A 19,247-nucleotide genomic window follows, 5' to 3' on the forward strand; every position below is an offset into this window, starting at 1 on the left:
ATTGAGGAAAAGAGCATGGCTGAACAACTCAACAATGACTTCCAGTTTATCGATGTCGGTCGCCAGGATCCGGCCAAAAAGCCTGTGACCCTGCGTAAAAAGGCCTTCATTGAAATTTATGATGCTTTTGAAGACAAGCAGGCCAAGACCCAAGCCCACCGCTGCCTGGATTGTGGCAACCCCTATTGTGAGTGGAAGTGCCCAGTACACAACTACATTCCCAACTGGCTGCAGCTGGCCACCGATGGCAACATCATCGAAGCCGCCGAACTCTGCCACGCCACCAACACCCTGCCCGAAGTCTGTGGCCGGGTCTGCCCCCAGGATCGCCTCTGTGAAGGGGCCTGTACCCTGAATGATGGCTTTGGTGCTGTCACCATCGGCTCAGTGGAAAAGTACATCACGGAAAAAGCCTTTGCCCAGGGCTGGCGGCCTGACATGAGCCAGGTGGAATGGACCGACAAGAAGGTCGCCATTATCGGTGCTGGCCCGGCCGGTCTAGGCTGTGCCGATGTGCTGGTGCGCAATGGCGTCAAACCGGTGGTATTTGATAAATACCCGGAAATTGGTGGCCTGCTGACCTTTGGCATCCCCGAATTCAAGCTGGAAAAAACCGTGATGAGCCGCCGTCGGGAAATCTTTGAAGGCATGGGTATCGAGTTTCGCCTGAATACCGAAATAGGCAGCGATGTCAGCATGGAAAAACTGCTGGCCGATTATGATGCTGTATTCATGGGTATGGGCACCTACACCTATATGAAAGGCGGCTTTCCCGGTGAAAACCTGCCGGGTGTTTATGATGCCCTGGATTTTTTGATTGCCAACGTCAATCGCAACCTGGGTTATGAAAAAGATCCGGCTGACTTTATCAGCATGGAAGGCAAAAAGGTGGTGGTGCTGGGTGGCGGTGACACTGCGATGGACTGTAACCGCACCTCGATTCGCCAGCAGGCCCGCAGTGTGACCTGTGCCTACCGCCGTGATGAAGAAAACATGCCGGGTTCACGCAAGGAAGTGGAAAATGCCCGTGAAGAAGGTGTGAAATTCCTTTTCAACCGCCAGCCCATTGCCATCGTGGGCGAAGACAAGGTCGAAGGCGTTAAAGTCGTTCGCACCCAAATGGGTGAGCCGGATGAAAACGGCCGCCGCAAACCCGAAGTTGTGCCGGGTTCCGAAGAAATTCTGCCCGCCGATGCCGTCCTGGTGGCCTTTGGCTTCAAGCCCAGCCCAGCCGACTGGTTTGCCCAACACCAGATCAACACCAATGACTGGGGACTGGTCGAAGCCCCTGAAGAAGCCCGCCACCCCTTCCAGACCAGCAATGAAAAAGTCTTTGCCGGGGGTGATATGGTGCGTGGCTCCGACCTGGTCGTCACCGCCATCTGGGAAGGCCGTCAGGCTGCCGAAGGGATCTTGAGCTACCTCAAAGTCTGATCCTTCACCCGCAATAAACCACCAAAGGAGCGCACTGCGCCCCTTTGGTCATTTCCAAACACTCAACTATCTTTTTGAACTAACCCATATCAAATGGATTTTTTGGTGTGCCATCATGAAGTAACTCAGACGCGATGGCATTTACCTCACCCTGAACGTATGCCCAATACTCTGGATTATCTAAGGTTCTCTCTTTAATTTGCTTAGGGATAAAACGGCTCATTTCCATGTTGAAGTCATTGCGTACTTCGTCTTCCGACATTAGCTTGGCTAACGCAGTAGACAGCGCCTGTCGAAAGTCATCTGGTTGCTTGTGTCTTGCGTTGAGTTTCTTTTCAACCAGTGCCCTGGATAAATCAACCCCACGCTGCTTAATCCAAACAATATCCCAGATATCACGAGGCTTGATACGCCTTGCTCGATAGGCTAAGGCAATAAGCTTATCGGCCAGAGTTTCTTTTAGTGACTGAACAGGAACCAAGATGCCTTCAGTTGGCACAACAAGGTCGTAATGATTGATTAACGGACGCTTTTCGATATCGAATGAGGGTATTGCACAGACATCAATATGCATTTTTTGTCTTGGTAAATCAGGACGATTTGGCTCTTTCACGATACTAATCTTCCACGAAACAGTATCCCCTTGCTGCTCACCAGAGGGCTTGTTGACCCAAACTTCGGTTTCGTACTTATTTTGAATATAGGTCTGTATTTCAGACTCCAGCCCCTCAAACTCGGATGGTTTGAAGTCATGGCCACCGTTGAAATCAAGGTCTTCTGACAGCCTGCTGCTGTTGTAACACATGCGTAGTGAGGTGCCACCAATAAAGGTTAATCGCTGCATAATCCCTTGCTTGATCAGCACATCCATAATGTCATGATGCAAGATCTCTTTTTCTATCACAGGGGTTACTGCTGCATAGTCAGGGTTTGACTGGACGATTTGGCGAATTTGTTGCTTCAGCATACCTGGCTCTCCAGCATGTGTAGATTCCGGCGGCAGTGCTTGAGATCTGCAATCGCTTGTGCTTTGTCAGCGCGATACATTTTAATGTCGGGGTCATAGTACAAATGAGGTGCGATTTTTTCGACTGGCTGCTTAGTGTGGGTCAGTTCGATCACGCCGTAAGGCGTATCAAAACAACCACTTCGACCTTTAGTCACTACCGTGACTCTGCCCATCACAATTTGTGAAATATCGCCGGTATGACTGAGCTGACTTTCCAGGCTGATGTAGTTCAATACACTACTACGCAACTTTTTGATGATTTTATAAATAGCCGTCTCGGGCTCTGGTGGTGTAATTCTACTTTCATAAAAGCCTTTCACCACTCGCCTTAGCAAGCCCTTCTTTACGCTAGCTGTAAGGAACTTTCTAAAAGCCGGGTCACAAGGCACACCCAGCATAAAAGCAAGCTCAGTTGCACTGTGAACGCCGCCGCCAGCGTTCACCGCTTTCGCTAATGCCTTGAGTAGCTCATCAGACTTAGCCATAGGTCTACACCAAGTTACCTAATAAAGAACTTAGTGTAGACCTGAAATTAGACTGGCGCAAGACATTGGTCTACAAAACATTACCTTATTAGTAATAATCTGTATACCTAAAGGTAAGCATACAACCCTTAAACCCACCAAAACTGAACGATAGAAGCCCGCCACCCCTTCCAGACCAGCAATGAAAAAGTCTTTGCCGGTGGCGATAGGGTGCGCGGCTCCGACCTGGTCGTCACCGCCATCTGGGAAGGCCGTCAGGCTGCCGAAGGTATTCTTTCCTACCTGAAGGTTTAAAGCCATCGCTTGCCCCTGGGGTTTATTTAGCTGTACTGGGGCAAACGAATCACTAATCCTCTTCTCCTAAGCCTTTCAAGGCTTAGGTTTCAGTTTAAATAGTCATTACTATTTTTGTAAGCAGTTTGTCATCAACTTGTTTTTCTAATGTCACCGTCTCAAGTGCATCCTCCATTCAAAGACGAAAACCAGGAAGAATGATGAAACTAACTGCAACAACAGAAATAAGAGCTAGAGCTAATGATCAAGCCGCCACCCATTTGCAGCAAATTCTGCAACAACGTCGGCTTATTTCTCTTTACCAACCCATCGTCGACCTCCGGCAAAGAAGTATTCATGGTTGGGAAGCTCTCAGTCGCGGCCCTTTTGAGAGCCAATTGCATCATCCGCTAGCTTTGTTTCAGCAAGCTAGAGAAGAAGATTTATTGGTGGCACTAGAGCAACTAAGCAAGGAAAGAGCTATTGAAGGTTTTGCCCATCAGGCTTTGCCTGGAAGGTTATTTCTTAATGTTTCGCCTGATCTGTTGGTTCAGCCAAAGCATCAACCCGGTCAAACCCTTGCTTTATTAGAGCGCTATGGTCTAGATCCTAAAAAACTAGTTATTGAGTTAACCGAGCAACAACCCACACATGATTATGATCTCATGAGACAAGCTATCGATTACTATCGAGATATGGGGTTTAAGATTGCTCTGGATGATTTGGGAAGTGGTTATTCAGGTTTACGCCTTTGGTCCGAACTGCGTCCTGACTATGTCAAAATAGATCGACATTTTGTACATCAAGTAAAAAATGATAGGGTCAAACAAGACTTTCTACGCTTTATTAACAATATGGCTCGTTCTTTGGGCACCCAAGTTATTGCTGAAGGTGTCGAAACACTTGCTGAGCTTGAAGTATTACAAGAATTGGGGATAGAGTTGGTACAGGGGTATTACTTTTCTCGCCCTCAATCTCAGCCCGTCAGCGAGCTATCGATAAACCTGCCTGGTACCCATTCACCACAATCACCTCTGATCAATCAAGAGGAACAAGCAAAAGCATTGTTATGTAAGGTTCGCTGTATTCAACCTGATATGAGCGTGGCTGAAGCTGTGGAAATCTTTCGTCAGGATGAAGAACTTTTTTCCTTGCCAGTGGTTGATCATCAAAACCGACCCAGAGGCTTATTACTGCGCAATCAGCTCATGTCAACTCTACTACGCCCTTTTGGACAAGAGCTGAATTACCGCAAGCCCGTCAGCAACCTAATGCATGATCAACCCTTGATTGTTGAAGCAGAGTTAAGTCTTGAAGAGGTTAGTCAACAGATTATCGATCGCCGAAGAGAGCACCTGGACGATGACTTTATCATCACCTGTTGGGGTAAATATCTGGGAATCGGTCAAGTCGTTGATTTATTACGCACCATGACTGAGCTCAAAGTACGCAATGCTAGGCAAGCCAACCCACTTACTCTGTTACCGGGAAACGGGCCGATTCAGGAAACTCTAGATACCTGGCTGCAAAGGCGTCAACCACTGGTCGTCTGTTACCTGGATCTGGATAACTTCAAGGTATTCAATGATACCTATGGTTATGCGCTGGGTGATGAATTACTGAAAAGCTTGGCATCTAGTTTACAGAAATCCCTGCATCCGCATGAAGATTTCATAGGACACATAGGTGGCGATGACTTTGTTGCCATCTGTCGCAGCTGGGATTGGCAGGAACGCATGCTGCGTGTACTGCATGATTTCTCTCACCATTCACTAGAATTTTACAGTGAAGAAGACCGTGCTGCTGGCGGCATTCATGCGGATGATCGCTTCGGAGTTCGGCGTTTCTTTTCTTTTGTGGGTGTTTCTATTGCAGCTCTTAGCACTAAAGGTAGAGATGGAGTCAATGCTCACATGTTGGCAGCAGACGTCTCCCATCTAAAGCATTTTGCCAAGCAAGTGGATGGATCCAGTCTAGTGCTACAAACGGAAGAAGGGCAAAAAGTTGTTTGGCCTAGTGACTCTTTGCCTCATGGCTACCAATAATTTGTATTTTGCCTTACTGGTCAACAAGACCTGCAATCGCACTAAAAAAGTGCATTTTTTGTATAAGCACCAAAATAGAACCTCTCCTGCCTATTGATTTCTTTTTCTTATCAATAATTACTAAGTAATTCCCAAAGGTTTTCACAGATGAAGAAAATCCCCTTTTTTTGTCTTTTTTTGTTTGTCTATCGACTTTAGATGGATGTAATATCCGCTCTCACCAATAGAAAACGGTATAGGCATTGCAAATTTTGCATAACGTCTCCCTCACCCATCTTAGGAGACGGCAAAGAATCACCGGCATTCACCTACCCCCCGAATGCCCTGAGTGACCACCAAGAATGACCACACCCGGATCAATACCTATAAAAATATCCAAGCTTACTGACTCACTAACGGAAAAAGACAATGAACGCAGAAACCAAAAAGCCTGAAGGTCTTTACCGCCCAGAATTGGAACATGACAGCTGTGGTATCGGCTTTGTGGCCAATTTGAAAGGCAAGAAAAGCCATCAAATCGTCGAAGATGCTCTGTCCATGCTGACCTGCATGGAGCACCGGGGCGGTACCGGATTTGATGTTAAAAGTGGCGATGGTGCCGGTATTCTGATTCAGATTCCGGATACCCTGCTGCGTAAAGCCTGCCAAGCAAAAGGCATCACACTACCCGAAGCCGGTGGCTATGGTGTGGGCATGGTATTTTTCCCTCAGGATAAGCAAGATCGGCAGACTTGTCGCAATCTGCTCGAATCCAATATCAAAAAGCTGGGCATGAAGCTTTTAGGATACCGTGAAGTTCCTACCGACAATGCCACCCTCGGCCAGGCTTCTATAGATAACGAACCTCACATTGAGCAGGTCTTTATTGCTCCTTCGGAAGGCTTGGACCAGCAAGCATTTGAGCGCCAGCTCTATGTACTGCGCAAACATACTTCCTTTGTTGTTGCGCGCAGCATTCCCAATGCCGAAGAAAACTTTTACATCGCCTCCATGTCCACCCGCACCCTGGTTTATAAAGGCCAGCTGACGACAGCTCAGGTGCGTGAGTACTACCTGGACTTGCAGAATGAGGACTGCACCACGGCCTTGGCGATGCACCACAGCCGTTTTTCAACCAATACCTTCCCAGCCTGGCGTCTGGCCCAGCCCTTCCGCTATCTGGCACACAATGGCGAAATCAATACCGTCAAGGGCAACATCAACTGGATGCGCGCACGTGATGAGCTGCTCTCCTGTGAGGTGTTCACGCCCGAAGAGCTGAAAATGCTCAAGCCCATCTGCAACCATGCCCAGTCAGACTCTGCGAATATGGATATGGTGCTGGAGCTGCTGGTACTGGCCGGTCGCCCACTGGAAAAAGTCATGATGATGATGATTCCCGAAGCCTGGCAGAAGCAGGAGGATATGGAGCCGGTCAAACGTGCTTTTTATGAGTACTATGCCTGCATCATGGAACCCTGGGATGGTCCTGCCTCGGTAGCCTTTACCGATGGCAAGGTGATTGGTGCCACTCTGGACCGCAACGGTCTGCGTCCTTCACGCTACCTAGTCATGGACGATGACACCCTGGTCATGGGTTCAGAAACCGGCGCTCTGGTGGTCGATGAGTCCCGGGTCCTGATGAAAGGTCGCCTGCAACCGGGTCGTATTTTTATTGCCGACCTGGAAGAAGGTCGTATTATCAGTGATGATGAAGTCAAGGGTCAGGTTTGCACCAGCCAGCCCTATGGTGAGTGGCTGAAGAAGAACAAGATCATTCTGGAAGAGCTGCCCGAGTCTCCGATTGCTGAGCGCCCCCACGGCCCGAAAAGCCTGCTGCGCCGCCAACAAGCCTTTGGTTACTCCCAAGAAGATTTGGATGTCATCTTCACCGACATGGTGGGTACTGCCAAGGAGCCTCTGGGTTCCATGGGTGCCGATAATCCTCTGGCGGTCTTGTCCGATCAGCCTCAGCATCTGGCCAACTACTTCAAACAGTTCTTTGCCCAGGTCACCAATCCGCCGATTGACCCGATTCGTGAAGAAATGGTCATGTCCTTGCAGACCTACGTCGGCAAGTCACTGAATCTCTTGGATGAAACCCCCGAGCACTGCCGGATGGTGGAAATCAAGCAACCGGTTCTGACCAATGAGGAGTTACGTAAACTTCAGCATCTGGATCACAACCACTTTCAGTCCACGACCATTGATATCACCTTCCGTGCCACTGGAAAGAAGGGTGAGCTGAAAAAAGCGCTGGATCGTGTTTGCCGCCATGCTCGCGATGCAGTGGATGATGGTTATTCGATCCTCATTCTTAGTGATCGCAAGGTCAATACCGACCATGCTGGAATTCCCTCGCTGTTGGCCGTAGCAGCAGTTCACCACTTTTTGATTCGTGAAGGCCTGCGTTCTTCAACCGGCATCGTGGTTGAGGCTGGCGATGTGCGTGAAACCCACCACTTTGCCACCCTACTGGGCTATGGTGCCGCTGCGGTCAATCCCTACCTAGCTTTTGAGTCTCTTTATGCCCTACAAAAAAGTGGCGCCATCAGCGAAGATTGGGACCAACAAGAGCTAGTCAAGCGCTACACCGAAGCGGTGAACAGCGGCCTACTAAAAATCTTCTCTAAGATGGGTATTTCCACGCTTCAGTCCTATCAGGGTGCGCAGATTTTTGAAGCCCTGGGTTTAAGCTCTGAAGTGATCGATACCTACTTTGCAGGCACCATTAGTCGCATTGAAGGTCTGGGTTTAGATGAAATTGCTGAAGAGCGCCTGATAACTCACCGTCAGGGTTATCCTGACCGGGCTCCTGGGGCGGATCTACTCCACCTGCGTACCGGTGGTGATTACTTCTGGCGCAAATCAGGTGAGCGGCATCTGTTCAACCCCAAGGTTATTCGCCTGCTGCAACATGCCAGCGCCACCAACAGCAAGGAACTCTTCACTGAGTACACCCAGGCAGTTGATGAGCAATCCAAGGCAGCCTATACCCTGCGCGGCCTGCTGGAAATGAACACTGACCGCCAACCTGTACCTCTTGAGGAGGTAGAATCAGCGGAGAAGATCTTCAAGCGTTTTGCCACCGGTGCTATGTCCTTTGGCTCTATTTCCTGGGAAGCCCACACCTGTCTGGCAATCGCCATGAACCGCCTGGGCGGCAAGAGCAATTCAGGCGAAGGCGGTGAAGACCCCATTCGTTACCAGCCGCTGGAAAACGGCGACTCCATGAAGTCGAAAATCAAACAGGTCGCCTCTGGTCGCTTCGGTGTCACCAGCCATTACCTGACCAATGCTGAAGAGCTACAAATCAAGATGGCTCAGGGTGCCAAACCCGGTGAAGGTGGTCAGCTTCCCGGTCACAAGGTGGATGCCTGGATCGGTAAAACCCGGATGGCAACACCCGGTGTCGGCCTGATTTCGCCCCCACCGCACCATGATATCTATTCCATTGAAGATCTGGCGCAGCTGATTTATGACCTGAAAAACGCCAATCGCGAAGCGCGGGTGAATGTGAAGCTGGTCTCTCTGGCTGGCGTGGGCACGGTTGCCACGGGTGTCACCAAAGGCTATGCCGACGTCGTACTGATTGCCGGTCACGATGGCGGCACTGGGGCGTCACCTCTGAGTTCCATTAAGCATGCCGGCCTGCCCTGGGAGCTGGGTCTAGCAGAAACCCACCAAACGCTGGTTCGTAACCGTCTGCGCAGCCGTGTCACCCTGCAGGCCGATGGTCAGATGAAAACCCCTCGGGACCTGGCCGTTGCCACCCTGCTGGGTGCCGAGGAATGGGGCGTGGCCACGGCTGCGCTGGTGGCGCAAGGCTGCATCATGATGCGCAAGTGCCACACCAACACCTGCCCAGTAGGGATTGCCACTCAGGATCGTGAGCTGCGCGGCCGCTACAACGGCCAGGTGGAGCACGTGGTCAACTTCTTCAAGCTGATGGTGGAAGGCCTGCGCGAAATTATGGCCGAACTGGGCTTTCGCTCCATCAATGAAATGGTGGGTCAGGCTCAGTGCCTTAAAGTCCGTGATCTGGGTGATCACTGGAAACTCAAGAATCTGGATCTGTCTTCTCTGCTTTATAAGCAGGAGCCCCATCCTGGTGACAGCCTCTACAAAACAGTGGAGCAGAAGCACCTGATTGACGACATTATTGATCGCAAGCTGATCAAGGATGCTCAGGCGGCACTGGAAAGCCAGCAGCCAGTCAGTCTAGAGTACAGCATTGAAAATACGGATCGCAGTGTCGGCGCCATGCTCTCTAATGAGATTTCCAAGCGCTATCATGCCGAAGGCTTGCCCGAAGACACCGTTAAGGTGCACTTCAAAGGCTCAGCTGGCCAGAGCTTTGGCGTCTTTACCGCTTCGGGCGTGCGCTTTGATCTGGAAGGGGACGCCAATGACTATTTTGGCAAGGGCCTGTCCGGTGGCAAACTGGTGGTCTTCCCCAATGCCCAAGCTCCCTTTAAAGCCGAAGACAACATCCTGATCGGTAATGTCGCCCTCTTTGGCGCCACCCAGGGTGAAGCCTTTATTCATGGCCTGGCCGGTGAGCGCTTCTGTGTTCGTAACTCAGGTGCCACTGCCGTGGTCGAAGGCGTAGGCGACCATGGCTGTGAATACATGACTGGCGGCTGTGCGGTCATTCTCGGTGAAACCGGGCGCAACTTTGCTGCCGGCATGTCCGGCGGTGTCGCCTATGTCCTGGATCGCTCAGGTCAGCTGGATGCCCGTTGCAACAAAGAAATGGTTCGTCTTAGCCCAGTGGAAACAACCGAAGAACAGGCGCGCCTCAAAGCACTGATCGAAAGGCACCTAGAGCACACCAACTCTGAAGTCGCCAAGGAACTGCTGGCCAACTGGGACAAGTCTCTTCAGGAGTTTGTCCGAGTGATGCCGGTCGATTACGAGCGGATGCAGGGTTATATGCAACAGGTGCGTGAAGAACAACAGCTCGATGATGACTACCAGGTGGCCCAAGAAGCCTTCGACCTGCATCTGAAAAAATTGGCCGAAAAGAAAGCGACTGCCTGAGGAGATAATCATGGGAAAAGTAACTGGATTTATGGAGTTTGATCGCGCTCTGCCCGCTGACCGCATTCCGGTAGAGCGCTTAAATGACTGGCAAGAAATACACACCGAAATGCTGGAAGAGGATATCCGCACCCAGGGTGCCCGCTGCATGGACTGTGGTGTGCCCTTCTGCCATGCTGGCGACTCGGCCTCTGCCCCTCAAGTGGGTGGCTGCCCGGTCAACAATCTGATTCCTGAATGGAATGATCTGATTTACAAGGGTCGCTGGCGGGAAGCGCTGGATCGCCTGCACCAGACCAACAACTTCCCGGAGTTCACTGGCCGGGTGTGTCCTGCACCCTGTGAAGATTCCTGCGTGCTGGGCATCAATGCACCACCCGTCACCATCAAGCACCACGAAAACTCAATCATCGAGAAAGGTTTTGCCGAAGGCTGGGTACAACCTAACCCACCGGCCGAGCGGACGGGCAAGAAGGTCGCTGTGATTGGTTCCGGGCCTGCTGGCCTGGCCGCTGCCGCCCAGCTGAACTCAGCGGGTCATAGTGTCACTGTTTATGAGCGGGATGATCGTCTGGGTGGTCTTTTGATGTACGGCATTCCCAACATGAAGCTGGAAAAGCCTATTGTTGAACGCCGCCTGCAGCTGATGCGTGAAGAAGGCATCGAGTTTGTCACCAACACCGAAGTGGGCAAGGACATCAGCGCCGAAGAGCTACAAAAGCAATTCGATTCTGTTCTTTTGGCTACTGGCTCTACCGTACCTCGCGATTTACCCATTGAGGGCCGCGAGCTTAAGGGCGTCCACTTTGCTATGGACTACCTGGGCTCCAACACCAAAAGCCTGCTGGATTCCGAGCATCAAGACGGCAACTACATTTCCGCCAAGGGCAAAAAAGTTGTCGTCATCGGTGGCGGTGATACCGGGACCGACTGTGTTGGCACAGCCCTACGCCAGGGTTGTGAAAGCGTGATTCAGCTGGAAATCATGCCCAAGCCACCCCTGGAGCGTGCCGCCGACAATCCCTGGCCGGAATTCAAGCGCACCCTGAAGGTGGATTATGGTCAGGCTGAAGCCATAGCTGTTCAAGGTGAAGACCCTCGCCAGTATTTGCAGCTGACGCAAAAGCTGACAGGCGAAAACGGCCAGGTGAAAAAGCTCCATCTGACCGGGATTGAATGGAAAAAAGATGATCAGGGCCGCATGGGACCTCAGCCAGTCGCAGGCAGCGAGCGGGAAATTGAAGCCGATCTGGTGCTGCTGGCCATGGGCTTTTTAGGGCCTGAAGGGGGACTACTGGAGCAGTTCGGTGCTGACAAGGATGCTCGTTCCAATGCCAAGGCTGACTATGGCAACTATCGCACTTCAGTGGATGGTCTCTATGCTGCCGGTGACTGTCGTCGTGGTCAGAGCCTGATTGTCTGGGCCATCAACGAAGGACGAGAAGCAGCACGGGAAATTGATCGGGATCTAATGGGCAGCACCCAGCTACCTTAATCCCATCCAGAAAAAGCGGCCAACTCAATAAAGAGAAGGCCGCTTTTTCACCTTGCCAGGATTGAGCAAGGGTGTATGCTGGTGCAAAATCATTAAAGGAGAACAACATGTCTTATCCCCGCCTTGTTGGCGTTACGCCAGACGGCCAGAAGGTCGAGTTACCCGCCCTGACAGAAATCCAGATCAACTGGGAAGAAGGGCTGCCAGCAGCCTTGCTGATCAACCCTGAGCACCTGAAAGGCAACAGCCTGTCACTGGAAGTCGGTAGCCTCGAAGACGAAACCGATCACATCGAGGAATATGGTGTTTTGGTACTGAAGCCGGGTGCCTGCAATCTCGTTGATATTGAAATTGAAAATCACCGGATGGATGACGCAGACGAGGAAGCCTAAAAAGAGTTATTAGGCTACTTGGAGACTTCCGACTGCATTAGTCGAGGTCTTCAACCTCTTCAATGACCTGGGCGAGTAGCGGAGCCTGATCGTCCAGATCAAAAACCATGAACGCAGGTTCAATACGGATGAAGTCATCAAAGAGCGCCCGGTCGATGTCTTCCGGCCAAAGGCTGTCATCTTCTTCCCAGGAAAAAAGTTCATTTTCCAAAATATCCAGGTAGCGCTCAGCAATCAGCTTCTCCAGATCTTCCTCTTCTTCCAACTCAGGAATCAGATAACTGGTCGACTCTTGATTGACCTCTTCCAGGGTCACCTCATCTTCTCCAGCGTCACTGATGCTATTGATCCAGTCGACAAAAGGCTGCCTGAGTTTGACACTGATAGCCGAGCGGTTAAGCATCTTCATGATGTTTCTCCAGAACAGGAAAGACTACAAGATTGTAGGCTTGCATTATGCGCACTTGCGCACTGGAAGCCAAGGGAGATCAACGAATAAATAGCCAGGCTGAAGCTTCAACCTGGCTATTCAGAGTTAGTTGTTGGCGTGTAGGGCTTCATTCAACTCGACAGCTGAACGATTGGCCAAACACTCAACACGACCGGAGATTGAATTGCGGCGGAAAAGCAGGTCGTCCTGGTTGGCCAGAGCACGTCCAGCAACCACACTGACTTCAGCACCCTTGTCATCCAGCAGAGTAATCTTGGTGCCCGCAGTGATGTAGAGGCCTGCCTCTACCGTACAACGGTTACCCAAAGGAATACCGATACCGGCATTGGCACCGATCAAGCACTTTTCACCCACTGAAATGATGATATTACCACCACCTGACAGAGTACCCATGGTCGAACAGCCACCGCCCAAGTCAGAACCAGCACCGACAAAGACACCCGCACTAATGCGGCCTTCGATCATGTTGGGGCCTTCCGTACCGGCATTAAAGTTAACAAAACCTTCATGCATAACAGTAGTGCCCTCACCCAGATAAGCACCCAGGCGTACACGTGAAGTATCAGCAATTCGCACCCCTTGAGGGACCACGTAATCACACATGCGTGGGAATTTATCGACACTTTCCACGGTCAGTATCTTGCCTTCCATACGCGCCTGCAGCTGGCGCTGGGTTAGCTCTTCCAGATCAATGGCACCGTCACTGGTCCAGGCAACATTTTTCAACAGACCAAAAGCACCAGTCAAATTGACATCGTGCGGCTTAACCAAACGGTGTGACAGCAGGTGAAGCTTAAGATACACCTCGGGCAGGCTGGCAGGATCTTTATCCTCTTCCAGCAGAGTCACCACGATAGGGCGATGACTGCGTTTGAGCTGTTGGGCAATGACAGCCAAGTCCAAACGATGGGCTGCATCCAAAGCTTCAGACAGCTGGTCCAGTCGATCAGCAGGAACAGACAGAGGCTGGTTGCCGCCTTCATAACCCGTTGCTTCAACTAGCGCCTGAACCACCTCTGGATCTGGATTAACCAGTGGCTGTGGATAGTAAACTTCCAACCACTCACCCTGGGTATTTTGGGTGCCAACGCCTATACCACAGGCAAAAAGTTTATTGCTCATCTAGCCTTCCTCATTAAAGTATTGGAAATGAAATCAGTGATCAGAGTCCAAGTAGCTGTTGTTGCCACTCATCTGTATCAAAGCCGACCAGAAGCTGATTACCGGTCTCTAAAACCGGGCGCTTGATCAGACTGGGATTATCCTGCATCAATTGCAGGGCCAGGTCCTGGTTAATGGCTTCACGCTGTTCTTCTGGCAGCTTGCGCCAAGTGGTCCCCCTGCGATTGACCAGCGGTTCCCAGCCCAAGCGGCTAACCCAACCTTGTAAAGTTGCCTGGTCAATTCCTGCTTTTTTATAGTCATGAAAGGTGTACTCCAGCTGATTAGCATCCAACCAGGTACGGGCTTTTTTCATGGTGTTGCAATTAGGTATTCCGTAAAGAGTCAGCATTTTAACCTTTTTTCCTACTAAAAACTTGGCTAGATTGGTGCGGGCTAAGCATTTGTCAGGACGCATGAATACATCCCTGTAAGCTCTGACTACAACATCCTGTTGTAAACAGCCTGACAAAAGTTACCCCACACCGCCTGCACGGATATCGATAAACCCTGTGGGAGCTCATTCCATGAGCGATTTTTTACATCTTATCGTCCACAGAGTGAACTCCTGGAGGAGCTTGCTCGCAAGCGATGGCTTTTAACAGCCTGCCTCGATAAATCGCCTTAACCTTTTGGCCCCTTCAATGCATTCCTCCAGCTCTGCCACCAGCGCAATGCGAATGCGATTTTCAGCCGGATTCACGCCATCCACTTCCCGCGACAGATAACGCCCAGCCAGAACGGCCAGGTTTTCCTTTTCCAGCAATCGCCGGGTGAAGGTTTCATCATCAATCGGGGTTTTAGGCCAGAGGTAAAAACCAGCATCCGGGCGCTGAACTTCCATGACCGGCTCAAGAATTTCCAGCACGGCATCAAACTTCGCCCGGTAGAGGTCACGATTGGCTTGAACGTGTTCCTCATCCTTCCAGGCAACAATGGAAGCGGTTTGGTGATGGGGCGGCATGGCACAGCCGTGATAGGTCCGGTAGCGCAGAAAGCTTTTCAAAAGCTCGGCATCACCGGCCACAAACCCGGAACGTAGCCCCGGCAAGTTGGAACGTTTGGACAGGGAGTGAAACACTAGGCAGCGCTTGTAATCCTGACGTCCACTTTCGGCACAAACCTGCAAAAGCCCATGGGGTGGCTGGCTTTCATCAAAATAGATTTCTGAATAGCACTCATCAGCACAGATAATAAAATCATATTTATCTGCCAGTTCTAAGAGAAGCTTTTGCTGGGCAACGGGCAGCAAAGCCCCCGTGGGATTACCTGGTGAGCAGATAAATACTAATTGTGTTTCTTGCCACACCGCTTCAGGTACTTGGGCAAAGTCTGGCTGAAAGCCATTTTCAGCTGTGCAGTTTAAGTAATGGGGCTGACCACCGGCAAGCAGGGCCGCACCCTCATAAATCTGATAAAAAGGGTTGGGCATCACCACCTTGGCGGGGCGGGTCGCATCAACCAGGGTCTGCACGATGGCAAAAAGGGCTTCACGGGTGCCATTAACCGGCAAGACCTGGGTTTCAGGGTCCAGCGGCTGGGAGCCCAGCTGAAAGCGCCTGAGGCACCAGTCTGCAATGGCTTGGCGTAGAGTCAGATCACCCTTGGTTGCCGGGTATTTACTGACACCTTCCAGCGAATGTCTTAGCGCAGTCAGCACCAGCTCAGGAGCCGGGTGTTGGGGTTCACCAATGGTAAAAGCAATGCGTTTCAAATCAGCCGGTGGCTGAATTCCCGCCGTAAGCTGAGCCAGTTTTTCAAATGGATAGGGGTGTAATTTATCCAGATCGGGATTCACAGAAGATCTCCGCAAAAGGGTTCAATAACCGGGTTGACGTGCCTGGCGATCCAGCTCTTCACACAACCGAGCTTGGAGGCGATGACAGAGTTCAGGATCAGACAGCGGTGTTCCATCCTGGTGAGTGATAAAAAAGACATCCTCTACCCGCTCACCCAGGGTGGCAATTTTGGCGTTTTGTAGCCAGAGGTCAAATTCCACAAAAATTCGGCCAATGCGGGCCAGGAGGCCAGGGCGGTCGGGGGTAATGACTTCAACCAGGGTTCTTAGGTTGCTGGGATCATTACTGATATAAACCTGAGTGGCCAGGTTGAAGTGTTTCAGCTGCCGAGGTGTATGGTGTTGGACCAAGGCTGGAAAATCTTCCGGGCTGTTTAGCTCCTTGATTAATTCCAGGCGTATCTCTTCCAAGCGTTCAGGGCTGCGTGGCACCTCTCCATCCTGCTCTAGGACAATCAGAGTGTTCAAGGTAAAGCCCTGGCGGCTGGTCGAAATACGGGCATCATGGATAGAAAGGCCCAAACGATCCATGATAGCTGCCGTAGCGGCGAAACCAAAGGCGGCATCTCGGGTATGAATAAATACCTTGGTGCCCCCTTCACTCATGTCCGTTGCCGGAGCCGCAACCAGAACCAAGGGCTGACCTGGTTCCTGCTGTTCCAAAATTCCCTGAGTATGCCAGGCCACTTCGCTGGGGGCATCCTGGAGGAAGTATTCATCATCCAGGGTTTTCCAGAGTTCACGCACCCGCTGCTCATTCACGTCCAGACTGCGCAAGAGCGTCATGGCTTCTTCCTGGGTTTCCAGGACTCTTTCCGTGGGGTCGATGGGGTTTTCCAAGCCACGGCGGAAGGCGCGATGAGTTTCGGTATAGAGTTGGTTCAGCAACGCCGCTCGCCAACCATTCCAAAGACTGGGGTTGGTGGCATTGATATCAGCAACGGTCAAGACATACAAATAATCCAGGCGCACCTGATCACTGACCTGTTCAGCAAAGTGGCTAATCACGTCAGGATCAGATATATCCTGTTTTTGTGCGGTCATAGACATCAACAGGTGATTTTCGACCAGCCAGCTCACCAGGTGAGTATCTCTTTTCGACAATTGATGGCGCTCACAAAAATCCCTGGCATCTTCAGCACCCAGTTCCGAGTGATCACCACCGCGGCCCTTACCAAGATCATGATAAAGCCCCGCCAGCCAAATCACTTCCAATTTGGGTAGCTGCTGAATCAGGCGGGTCGCCAAAGGGTAGTCTTTACCATTGCTGGCATCCCGAAAGCTTTGCAGAAAACGCAACAGGCGCAGCGTATGGGCATCCACTGTGTAGACATGAAATAAATCATACTGGGTTAGGCCCACCGCATGACCAAATTCAGGCAGATAACGACCCAGCAGGCCATAACGACTCATGCGGGTGAGCTGCAGCGCGACATCACCGGAAGAACGGAGCAGTTCCATAAACAGGCTGCGGGCACCCAAGTCTCGTCGAAAGGACTCATCTACCAGATGACGATGATCGCGCAGGGCACGAATGGTTGAAGCCCGAACACCTTTAATAGAGGGATTTTCAGCCATCAACAGAAAAATTTCTATGAGCGCAAAAGGATGGCGTTCAAAGACATTATCGCCCAGGTGCTCGATCAATCCATTGCGAATATGAAAGCGCTTGTTGAGTGGTTCCAGACTGACTTCTTCATCTTTTTGCAGCAGTGCTTCTTCAAAATGCTGCAAGAGCACATCATTGAGTTCTGTTAGGGTGGTGACGACTCGGAAATAGCGCTTCATGAATTGTTCGATCGCCAAGCGATTTTCACTATCCAGATAGCCAAAGAGCACAGCCAGCTGTCGCTGGTAATCAAACAGCAGTCGGTCTTCCGGACGGCCAGCCAAAACGTGCAGAGCGTAGCGCACCTGCCAGAGAAAACACTGACCCTGCTCCAGAATGCGCATTTCTGTTTCCGTCAGAAAACCTTCATTCAACAGGTCTTCAAGTGAATGGGCATTAAAATGGCGCTTGGCTACCCAGCCGATCATCTGGATATCGCGCAGGCCGCCCGGAGAGCTTTTGATATTCGGCTCCAGGCTATATTCGCTATTGTTGAATTTGTAATGCCGGGCAATCTGCTCTTGCCACTTGGCTTCAAAAAACTTTGCTGAAGGCCACATGCATTCGGTGCTTAAACGCTGCACCATCTCTTGGCGCAGGCCATCACTGCCAACCAGGGTGCGGTTTTCAAGCAGGTTGGTGACAACTGTAATGTCAGCCCTAGCTTCACGTTCACAGTCATTCAGTGAGCGTACGCTATGCCCGACATCCAGCTTGAGGTCCCAAAGCAGGGTAATAAAATCTGACAGAGGCTCTCGGTAGGGAGTGTCATCATCATCTTTGAGCAGAATCAGCAAGTCGATGTCGGATTTGGGGTGGAGTTCACCTCGGCCATAACCGCCCACGGCGATCAGAGCAATGCGGTCATCGGGCCAGGCAAACTGCCGCCAGACGATGGCAAGTAGCTGATCCATTGCCCAGGCCCGACCATAAACCAGGTCGCGAATATCTGCACCATCGTAGAAAGCCTGATCCAGACGCTGGTTTATCAAGCCCAGGGCTTTTTTAAATAGAGGAATGGGGGGCGCTGTCTTGGCCGTTAGCTGCTCCTCCAGCTTGGCAAAGTCAAAGAGTGTCGGCTTGGGCCTGAATTCATAATTAACGCTCATGCTCCCCTGCCCCCTATTGCCTAAGCAAAATCTTCTTCATTACGACGTGTCAAAACCTCAACCCCTGTCTCAGTTACCAGAAGGGTATGCTCCCACTGGGCTGACAGGCTGTGATCCTTGGTCACCACCGTCCAACCGTCTTTCATCAATTTGCAGTGACGCTTGCCTGCATTGATCATCGGTTCTATGGTGAAACACATACCCGGCTGCAGCTCAACATCCGTCTTTTCGTTGTAGCCATCATAGTGAAGCACCTGGGGATCTTCGTGAAAGACCTTGCCGATGCCATGCCCACAGTATTCCTGAACCACTGAAAAGCGTTCTTTTTCAGCCATCTTTTGAATGCATTGGCCAATTTCTGACAGGCGAGCACCGGGTTTAACCAGGGCAATGGAAGCGTAGAGGCTCTTTTGAGTAAATTCGACCAAACGCTTTGCCATAATCGTGGGCTCACCCACATAAAACATTTTGCTGGTGTCACCATGGTAGCCATCTTTGATGACGGTAATATCAATATTGATGATATCGCCTTTCTTCAACTTCTTGTTGTCATCTGGAATACCATGACAAATCACATGGTTGACTGAGGTGCAGATTGACTTGGGAAAACCATGGTAATTCAAGGGCGCAGGAATAGCCCCTTGCTTCTCAGTAATATAGGCATGACAAATGCGATCCAGCTCACCTGTGGTGACGCCGGGTTTAACATGCTCTTCCAACATTTCCAAAACTTCGGCTGCCAGGCGCCCGGCAACACGCATTTTTTCAATTTCGTCAGGGGTTTTAATGGTGATCATCATCACAAAACTCTTGATAAATACAAGCAACAAACAAATGCGGGCTTTATGTAGACGCAGGACTATGCTATAAAGTGCGCGCTCAAATTAACCCCCGAAGGATACGGCAAGGGTCAGCCGAAGGCAAACCCACCCACCCCTTCACTCTCAAGGGTTATTTGCGCATT

The 19,247-nt window shown here is 51.0% G+C and carries 14 protein-coding genes; 5 read left to right on the forward strand and 9 right to left on the reverse strand.

Features of this window, described 5'->3' with window-relative positions:
* The first annotated feature begins 15 nt into the window (after positions 1-15).
* Positions 16-1,434 carry an FAD-dependent oxidoreductase gene (locus tag BM185_RS11890; protein WP_091964046.1) on the forward strand — a complete coding sequence of 473 codons (1,419 nt, stop codon included), beginning with the start codon at positions 16-18 and terminating at the stop codon, positions 1,432-1,434.
* A 79-nt stretch (positions 1,435-1,513) separates the two neighbouring features.
* On the opposite strand, the gene BM185_RS11895 is transcribed toward BM185_RS11890, so the two are convergent.
* Genes BM185_RS11895 through BM185_RS14610 form a run of 3 tightly spaced genes read right to left on the reverse strand, consistent with a single transcriptional unit; the run spans position 1,514 to position 3,228 of the window.
* A complete protein-coding gene (locus BM185_RS11895) occupies positions 1,514-2,401 on the reverse strand; it encodes a nucleotidyl transferase AbiEii/AbiGii toxin family protein (protein ID WP_091964052.1) in 888 nt (295 codons plus the stop codon).
* Positions 2,395-2,928, reverse strand: coding sequence for a type IV toxin-antitoxin system AbiEi family antitoxin (gene abiEi / locus BM185_RS11900; protein WP_091964055.1), 534 nt, complete (start codon positions 2,926-2,928; stop codon positions 2,395-2,397). The genes BM185_RS11895 and abiEi overlap by 7 nt, the downstream gene beginning before the upstream one ends.
* Before the next feature lie 30 nt (positions 2,929-2,958).
* Positions 2,959-3,228, reverse strand: coding sequence for a hypothetical protein (locus BM185_RS14610; protein ID WP_143089515.1), 270 nt, complete (start codon positions 3,226-3,228; stop codon positions 2,959-2,961).
* Between the two features lie 191 nt (positions 3,229-3,419).
* Here BM185_RS14610 and BM185_RS11905 point away from each other — a divergent pair, with 191 nt between their 5' ends.
* From BM185_RS11905 to BM185_RS11920, 4 genes are all read left to right on the forward strand, one after another.
* Positions 3,420-5,246 carry a phosphodiesterase gene (locus tag BM185_RS11905; RefSeq protein WP_091964058.1) on the forward strand — a complete coding sequence of 609 codons (1,827 nt, stop codon included), beginning with the start codon at positions 3,420-3,422 and terminating at the stop codon, positions 5,244-5,246.
* A 408-nt stretch (positions 5,247-5,654) separates the two neighbouring features.
* The gene (gltB, locus tag BM185_RS11910) at positions 5,655-10,268 is read left to right on the forward strand and encodes a glutamate synthase large subunit (protein WP_091964061.1); all 4,614 of its coding nucleotides are present in this window, start codon (positions 5,655-5,657) and stop codon (positions 10,266-10,268) included.
* 10 nt (positions 10,269-10,278) lie between these two features.
* Positions 10,279-11,763, forward strand: coding sequence for a glutamate synthase subunit beta (locus BM185_RS11915; RefSeq protein ID WP_091964064.1), 1,485 nt, complete (start codon positions 10,279-10,281; stop codon positions 11,761-11,763).
* 107 nt (positions 11,764-11,870) lie between these two features.
* The gene (locus BM185_RS11920; RefSeq protein WP_091964068.1) at positions 11,871-12,155 is read left to right on the forward strand and encodes a hypothetical protein; all 285 of its coding nucleotides are present in this window, start codon (positions 11,871-11,873) and stop codon (positions 12,153-12,155) included.
* 37 nt (positions 12,156-12,192) lie between these two features.
* Here the strand turns inward: BM185_RS11920 and BM185_RS11925 are convergent, their stop codons facing one another.
* From BM185_RS11925 to map, 6 genes are all read right to left on the reverse strand, one after another.
* Positions 12,193-12,564, reverse strand: a complete 372-nt coding sequence (locus BM185_RS11925; RefSeq protein WP_091964070.1) for a hypothetical protein — start codon at positions 12,562-12,564, stop codon at positions 12,193-12,195.
* A 126-nt stretch (positions 12,565-12,690) separates the two neighbouring features.
* Positions 12,691-13,728 (reverse strand): 2,3,4,5-tetrahydropyridine-2,6-dicarboxylate N-succinyltransferase, encoded by a 1,038-nt coding sequence (dapD, locus tag BM185_RS11930; protein WP_091964073.1) that lies wholly within the window; start codon positions 13,726-13,728, stop codon positions 12,691-12,693.
* A gap of 40 nt (positions 13,729-13,768) precedes the next feature.
* On the reverse strand, positions 13,769-14,185 hold the full coding sequence (locus BM185_RS11935; RefSeq protein ID WP_245751758.1) for an ArsC family reductase: 417 nt from the start codon (positions 14,183-14,185) through the stop codon (positions 13,769-13,771).
* Positions 14,186-14,365: 180 nt separating this feature from the next.
* Positions 14,366-15,565, reverse strand: a complete 1,200-nt coding sequence (gene dapC, locus BM185_RS11940; RefSeq protein WP_091964076.1) for a succinyldiaminopimelate transaminase — start codon at positions 15,563-15,565, stop codon at positions 14,366-14,368.
* A 21-nt stretch (positions 15,566-15,586) separates the two neighbouring features.
* A complete protein-coding gene (locus BM185_RS11945; protein WP_091964078.1) occupies positions 15,587-18,283 on the reverse strand; it encodes a [protein-PII] uridylyltransferase in 2,697 nt (898 codons plus the stop codon).
* A 20-nt stretch (positions 18,284-18,303) separates the two neighbouring features.
* Complete coding sequence (map, locus tag BM185_RS11950) at positions 18,304-19,083, reverse strand: type I methionyl aminopeptidase (protein WP_091964081.1); 780 nt, start codon at positions 19,081-19,083, stop codon at positions 18,304-18,306.
* Between the last annotated feature and the right edge of the window lie 164 nt (positions 19,084-19,247).

It is taken from the genome of Marinospirillum celere, from assembly GCF_900112235.1.
GTDB classification, from domain to species: domain Bacteria; phylum Pseudomonadota; class Gammaproteobacteria; order Pseudomonadales; family Halomonadaceae; genus Marinospirillum; species Marinospirillum celere.

Bases quoted from the DNA above. Each gene is read 5' to 3' on its own strand.
- BM185_RS11890 (WP_091964046.1), top strand. From the start codon at position 16: ATGGCTGAACAACTCAACAATGACTTCCAGTTTATCGATGTCGGTCGC.
- BM185_RS11895 (WP_091964052.1), bottom strand. From the start codon at position 2,401: ATGCTGAAGCAACAAATTCGCCAAATCGTCCAGTCAAACCCTGACTAT.
- abiEi (WP_091964055.1), bottom strand. From the start codon at position 2,928: ATGGCTAAGTCTGATGAGCTACTCAAGGCATTAGCGAAAGCGGTGAAC.
- BM185_RS14610 (WP_143089515.1), bottom strand. From the start codon at position 3,228: ATGGCTTTAAACCTTCAGGTAGGAAAGAATACCTTCGGCAGCCTGACG.
- BM185_RS11905 (WP_091964058.1), top strand. From the start codon at position 3,420: ATGATGAAACTAACTGCAACAACAGAAATAAGAGCTAGAGCTAATGAT.
- gltB (WP_091964061.1), top strand. From the start codon at position 5,655: ATGAACGCAGAAACCAAAAAGCCTGAAGGTCTTTACCGCCCAGAATTG.
- BM185_RS11915 (WP_091964064.1), top strand. From the start codon at position 10,279: ATGGGAAAAGTAACTGGATTTATGGAGTTTGATCGCGCTCTGCCCGCT.
- BM185_RS11920 (WP_091964068.1), top strand. From the start codon at position 11,871: ATGTCTTATCCCCGCCTTGTTGGCGTTACGCCAGACGGCCAGAAGGTC.
- BM185_RS11925 (WP_091964070.1), bottom strand. From the start codon at position 12,564: ATGAAGATGCTTAACCGCTCGGCTATCAGTGTCAAACTCAGGCAGCCT.
- dapD (WP_091964073.1), bottom strand. From the start codon at position 13,728: ATGAGCAATAAACTTTTTGCCTGTGGTATAGGCGTTGGCACCCAAAAT.
- BM185_RS11935 (WP_245751758.1), bottom strand. From the start codon at position 14,185: ATGCGTCCTGACAAATGCTTAGCCCGCACCAATCTAGCCAAGTTTTTA.
- BM185_RS11945 (WP_091964078.1), bottom strand. From the start codon at position 18,283: ATGAGCGTTAATTATGAATTCAGGCCCAAGCCGACACTCTTTGACTTT.
- map (WP_091964081.1), bottom strand. From the start codon at position 19,083: ATGATGATCACCATTAAAACCCCTGACGAAATTGAAAAAATGCGTGTT.